Annotated in this window: 7 protein-coding genes; 4 read left to right on the top strand and 3 right to left on the bottom strand. The window is 63.4% G+C overall.

Annotated elements, in window-relative coordinates; all coding sequences use genetic code 11:
* Together BM064_RS26260 and BM064_RS26255 are read left to right on the top strand one after the other, a co-directional pair.
* A partial coding sequence (locus BM064_RS26260) for a VirC2 family conjugal transfer protein (protein ID WP_143103477.1) occupies positions 1 to 327 on the top strand: 327 nt, incomplete at its 5' end.
* Between the two features lie 430 nt (positions 328 to 757).
* Entirely contained in the window at positions 758 to 1822 is a 1065-nt protein-coding gene (locus BM064_RS26255) for a replication initiator protein A (RefSeq protein ID WP_092866452.1), read from the top strand.
* On the opposite strand, the gene BM064_RS26250 is transcribed toward BM064_RS26255, so the two are convergent.
* Together BM064_RS26250 and BM064_RS26245 are read right to left on the bottom strand one after the other, a co-directional pair.
* Positions 1819 to 2133, bottom strand: coding sequence for a hypothetical protein (locus BM064_RS26250; RefSeq protein ID WP_092866449.1), 315 nt, complete (start codon positions 2131 to 2133; stop codon positions 1819 to 1821). The genes BM064_RS26255 and BM064_RS26250 overlap by 4 nt on opposite strands.
* Positions 2130 to 2858, bottom strand: coding sequence for a ParA family protein (locus BM064_RS26245; protein ID WP_092866446.1), 729 nt, complete (start codon positions 2856 to 2858; stop codon positions 2130 to 2132). The genes BM064_RS26250 and BM064_RS26245 overlap by 4 nt, the downstream gene beginning before the upstream one ends.
* Positions 2859 to 3057: 199 nt before the next feature.
* Between BM064_RS26245 and BM064_RS26240 the strand changes: the two genes are divergently transcribed.
* Both BM064_RS26240 and BM064_RS26235 read left to right on the top strand, forming a co-directional pair.
* The gene (locus tag BM064_RS26240) at positions 3058 to 3408 is read left to right on the top strand and encodes a type II toxin-antitoxin system RelE/ParE family toxin (protein ID WP_092866443.1); all 351 of its coding nucleotides are present in this window, start codon (positions 3058 to 3060) and stop codon (positions 3406 to 3408) included.
* Positions 3405 to 3698: a helix-turn-helix domain-containing protein gene (locus BM064_RS26235; protein WP_092866440.1), complete on the top strand. Its 294-nt coding sequence runs from the start codon at positions 3405 to 3407 to the stop codon at positions 3696 to 3698. The genes BM064_RS26240 and BM064_RS26235 overlap by 4 nt, the downstream gene beginning before the upstream one ends.
* 154 nt (positions 3699 to 3852) lie before the next feature.
* On the opposite strand, the gene BM064_RS26230 is transcribed toward BM064_RS26235, so the two are convergent.
* Positions 3853 to 4710: a DUF932 domain-containing protein gene (locus BM064_RS26230; protein WP_092866437.1), complete on the bottom strand. Its 858-nt coding sequence runs from the start codon at positions 4708 to 4710 to the stop codon at positions 3853 to 3855.
* Positions 4711 to 4868: the final 158 nt, after the last annotated feature.

Raw genomic sequence — 4868 nt, 5'->3', positions numbered from 1 at the left:
AAGGCGAGCGTGCCCCTGCCCGCCCCGGGCAGCTCTGCTCTCTTCGACCGGGCCGAGGCGGTCTATGGCGCGAAGGAAGCGCTGCGGATCATCCTCGCCAACGCGCTGCGCGACTACGAAGCCGCGCTGCTGGCGGGTGACGTCTTCGGCCTCATGGCGGAGCCCGCACGGAGGTCCGAGGTGATCCAGGTCGGGCGGGCGATGGATGCCGCGGCCTGGGCGCGGGCGCGCGAGTTGCTCGATCCGTTGGGGATCCTGCAGGAGGGGCGGCTCGGGCGGATGATCCTGTCCCAGGCGCTGGCATGGCAGTTCAGAGAGGAAGAATGATGCTTTTCTCCTATTTCAGCAAAGGCTGCGTGCCCAAGCTGTTGCAGTCCATTTGCTGTCGACGGGAGTGCCGTCCTGTATGTCCTTGCCTTAGAGACACCCCGCGTCCCTTCCTCAAGGAGTCGCTTTGCCCAAGGGGCTCTGTGTTAAATATGTGTTATATGTAGTGTTACGCTGTGGATAAACCTTAGGAACCTTTTGAAAGATAAAGCCTTTTTTCACCAGCACGTGTGTAGAGTCACGAAAGAATGTGTGTAGAGTCACGAAAGGGCGTGTGTAGAGTCACGAAAGACGGCTGCTGTGGGTGAAATCACGATACTGGCTGGTGAACGCGCATCTCTCCACGCTGGCCCCCTTGGGGCAAAACGGCTGATGTGGGTGATCTCACGAATCCCTTGACCGCGGTGGGTGAAATCACGAAACTCAGCGTATGGTGTGTGAAATCACGAAAGATGGCGACCGTTCTCCCCTCTTGCCTGACCGGCTGGAGCAGGGAGATTTTTTCGTCTGTGATATCTTCGACGCCAGCCTGAAAGGGGACATGGCGTCCATGGCCCATCCGATCTTCTCGCTGTCTACGAAGCCGGACAGGCGGATCCGCCGTTACGAAGACGGATCAGGGAAGAAGTATGTGGAGGTGCGCCCTTCGGCCGACGGGCTCGCGACCATCCATGATCGCGACGTGCTGATCTACTGCATCAGCCAGATCATGGCAGCGCTGAACGACGGGCAGAAGGTTTCCAGGACCGTTCGCCTCAAAGCCTTCGACTTGCTCAAGGCGACCAACCGCGTCACGGATGGGCGAGGCTATGAGGGGCTTAGGAGCGCTCTGCTCCGCCTGCAGGGAACCCAGATTGAAACCAACATCGTGACCGGCGATGTCGAGCAGCTCGACATCTTCAGCATCATCGACCGGGCGCGGGTCATTCGTGAAACCCGTGACGGGCGCATGCAGGAGATCGAGATCGTTCTCTCCGACTGGGTCTTCAACGCGATCCAGGCGCGAGAGGTGCTGACCCTGCATCGGAACTATTTCCGCCTGCGCAAACCGCTGGAGCGGCGCATCTATGAAATCGCGCGCAAGCATTGCGGTGCGAAAGCGGAGTGGCGGATCACCCTCGCCACCCTGCAGCGAAAATGCGGCTCGGCCTCCACCTCGCGGGAGTTCAAGCGCCTGATCGGCACCATCGCCGAGCAGGACGCCCAGCACGATCACATGCCGGACTATTCCGTGCGGCTTGAGGACGACGTGGTCGTATTCGCGAACCGCCGGCAACCAGAGCCCGTGATCGAGGCTCTGACGACGGCCATGGTGCGGCTGACTCCTGACGCTTACAGCCAGGCGCGCGAAGTTGCGCCCGGCTGGGACGTCTACGCCTTGGAGCAGGAGTGGCGGGTCTGGATGGCGGATGGAGGCCTCGATGCGCCTGCCAATCCGGACAAAGCCTTCCTGGGATTCTGCCGCAAAGTTTTCGAGCGGCGCGGCAGGCCTTAACCCCGCCGGTCAGGGTGCTGCGCCAGCAGCAGCTCCAACCCTTCCCAAAGCGTGATGTTCCGCGCCCGGCAGAAGGCGCGGAATTCGTCCGTCACGCGCTTGGGGCCCGGGATCGACACCTTGTCCTGGGGCTCTCTGCGCTTCGGCCCCGGCTTCAGGCGCGTGGAGGGTTCTCTGCTGACGAACCCCTGCGCATGCCCGGCCTCCACCGCTTCGGATATGGCTGCGGCGGCAGGCGCTGGTCTAGGCTTCGCCTTCGGAGGCACAGGCGGGAGGTCGATGCCCTTGTCGAACCCGTACTTGCCGCTCATGCCGCCCTCTCCTGGGTGAGGGTTTCAATCACGGCCTGCGCGTAGTCGCGGGCGTTCTCGATGGCGGAGGCCACCTGCTTCATCGCCTTCTCGGTGACGGAGGCGGTCTTCCCTTCCATCTCCTTCGCCACGATGTCGGGCAGCTCGGAGAGCAGCACGCCATCCCGGAAGATCCGGGTGTAGGGCGCGCGCTTGGCGACCCGCACGGACAAGGCGGCGATGTCGCTCGCCGACATTTCGGCGCGCACGTCCCGCTCGTCGGTGGACTGGAAGGCGGCGTTCGTCCGCGTGAACAGCAGTGTGTAGGCGATTGGCGACCGGATCATGCTGGCCGTGGTCTGCACCAGCTTGACCGCCGCCGCCGCCTGGCGCGCTTCCATTGGGGAGCCGTCGAGCGGAATGACGCAAAGGTCGGTTCTGGAAAGAGCGAAGGTCACGATCTGATCCTTCGACCCTTCGAGGTCGACGATCAGATAATCGGCTTTCTCGCCGATGCTGTCGATCAGCTCGACCGTTTCTTCGGCCTGAGGGCGCGCATGCACGGCGAAGGGAACTTCCCTGCCCTGTGCGCGCCTCGCCTGCGCCCAGGCAAGAATATTGGCGTTCGGGTCGAGGTCCAGGACGGCCACACGGCCGCCCGAGATGGCGATCTGCTCGGCGAGCAGCATGGCGGAGGTGGTTTTCCCCGAACCGCCCTTCGGGTTGGCGAAGGTGATGACGTACATGCAGCCATAATGCCAGATCCAAATCCAACGTCAACGCTAACCATAACATTAGATCCATAGTTAAAGATGCATCTGTAATTAACTATGGATCTAAAATTAACATTAGCGATAACTTTAACCCTTGAGGTGACCACGCCCCTCCGTTTCCTGCCTTGAAGACGGGATTGCGAATCTGTACCTTATAAGGTACATATCTGCTATGAATGATCGAAAGCGCCTCCCTGCCCGGTTTTTCGAGTCCGACGCAGGCAGGATACCAGTTCGAGACTGGCTCCTGGAGCTTGGCCCGGAAGATCGCAAGGCGATTGGCGATGATATTCGAACGGCAGAGTTCGGATGGCCGATAGGCATGCCTCTCTGCCGGTCCATCAAGGGCCGCAAGGGCTTGTGGGAGATACGCACGACCCTTCCAGGCGGCCGGATCGCCCGCGTCTTCTTCTGCGCTCATGAGGACAGCATGGTTCTGCTCCATGGGTTCATCAAGAAAACGCAGAAGACCCCGGACAAGGAGCTGGATCTCGCGGAAAAGAGGATGAGAGGTCTGAAATGAGCACTGAAGCGGAAAGTGGGAAGGCGGGCGCCCTCTTCGAGGATTTCCTCAAAGAGCAGGGAACCTATGAGGAAACCACGGAACAGGCCGTGAAGCGCGTCCTGGCCTTCCAGCTGGCGGCAGCGATGGAAGAGCAGCATATTTCGAAAGTCGAGATGGCGAGGCGTCTGGAAACAAGCCGCTCGCAGCTCGACCGCCTGCTTGACCCCTCCAACGACGGCGTGACCCTCGCGGTCCTGGCGCGGGCGGCGAGGGTTGTCGGTCGCAGCATCAAGCTGGAACTGCAGTAATCTCCCGACCCGCCGCCCCAAAGGGGTGGGCGGGCGGGCTCTCCGACCTCGTCAGAGGGCGGGGCGAGAGGCTTCCGGGCGCGCAGCGCCCGGCCCGCTTCGGCGGCGTCTCGGCTCGGGGGAAGGGCGGGGATCACCCCCGCCCCTCCGATCTTCAACCCGCCTTCAGCTCCGCCATGCGCTCGGTCAAGGTCCAGAGCGCGCGGTTGAGCGCCTTGCCTTGATCGATGCCGGAGACCTCGCGCACCGTGCGGCGCTTATAGCCGCGATCGGTGCGGACCATGCCGCGTTGCCCGCCGCGGATCACGTTCTCCTGGACGACATTGAACGCTGTCCAGAGGTCCGTTGCGCGATCCTCGCGCCGCCGGGGCAGGGTGAGCGCATCGGCCTGCACCGGGGCCGGCGTCGGCTGCGCCTCATGCGCCTTGGGGAAGCGCAGCATATGCGCGGCCTCGGCGAGGGCGAGGCGCTCGGGGTCTTCCAGCGCGATGCCCTTGAAGCGGGACATGGCTTCGGTGATGCGCGGGGCTTCCTCCAGCACGGTGTAGGCGCCCTCGATCACCTCCGAGACCGCGTCGCCGGAATGGCGCACCTTCACCTCGTTGAAGGTCTCGCCCGCCATCAGCCCGTTCGCACAGACGAAACGGAAGAAGCCGGGGATCATCTGGTACGAGCTGGTCCCGTCGTTGGCGTTAACCAAGATGATCTCGAAGGCCTCGTCCTCGCCATTGGTCAGGCCGCGATGGCGCAGGCGGACCATGTGCTTGGTGAAAGCGGCCTTGCCCTCGATCCGGCTGCGGGCCTGCTGGGCGTAGAAGGGCTCGAACCCCTCGGCGCGCAGCCCGTCGAGGACCTGGATGGTCGGCACGGGGGTGAAGCGGGCGCTGCGGGTCTCATGGGCCTCGGCGGCGAAGATCGAGGGCACGCGGGCCTGCAGCTCTGCATTGGTCAGCGCCTCGCCGGTGGCGATGCCGCCGTTCGACATCCCGCGCATGTACCGGTTGAACATCATGATCGTCTCCTTGGTTGCGATGGCGGCGGGGTCTGGCGCCCCTTTCCGCCGATGGGCGGCGCTTCCGCCGGTCTGAACCGTCCGAAAACCCCGTGTTTTCGGCGGAGCAGAGCGGGGGAGGGCGCAGCCCGACCCGCGGGCCCGCGCGGCAGGGTCAG

It is taken from the genome of Albimonas pacifica (assembly GCF_900113695.1).
Classification (GTDB): domain Bacteria; phylum Pseudomonadota; class Alphaproteobacteria; order Rhodobacterales; family Rhodobacteraceae; genus Albimonas; species Albimonas pacifica.
The sequence above is the reverse complement of the archived record's forward strand: the minus strand, read 5'-3'. Positions and strand labels throughout refer to the sequence as shown.